Here is a 335-nt window from a genome sequence, read left to right on the forward strand (position 1 = left end):
ATCATAAGCTTGTTGGGCAATATATTTCATTTCTGGAGTACCCGGATGGGACTGTGGCCCTCATGCACGAGGGACGAAAGCTCAACTACAGCATTTTCAATAAATTAGCTGGGCTACAGCAGAATGAGATCGTTGAGAATAAACGGTTAGGTACAGTTCTGGCACATATTCAGCAACAGCATGAAGAGTTGGAAAAACAGAATAAACGTTCCCGTCTCAAGAAAAGTATGCCGAGTCGTAAAGCTCAGAAAGCTGTTATTGAACAAAGAAAGTTAAATCCTGTGCTTGACTCTTGTGGTTAAAAACAGGACATTTTAAATGGTTTATCGCATAGA

At 40.6% G+C, this 335-nt stretch carries 1 pseudogene; it reads left to right on the forward strand.

Going from position 1 to position 335, the window contains the following annotated elements:
- Nucleotides 1–302 (forward strand): annotated as a pseudogene (locus MWG72_RS15485) (ISNCY family transposase); the annotation flags it as partial.
- Nucleotides 303–335: the final 33 nt, after the last annotated feature.

Origin of the sequence: Acinetobacter lwoffii, from assembly GCF_022967985.1 — a bacterium.
Taxonomy (GTDB): domain Bacteria; phylum Pseudomonadota; class Gammaproteobacteria; order Pseudomonadales; family Moraxellaceae; genus Acinetobacter.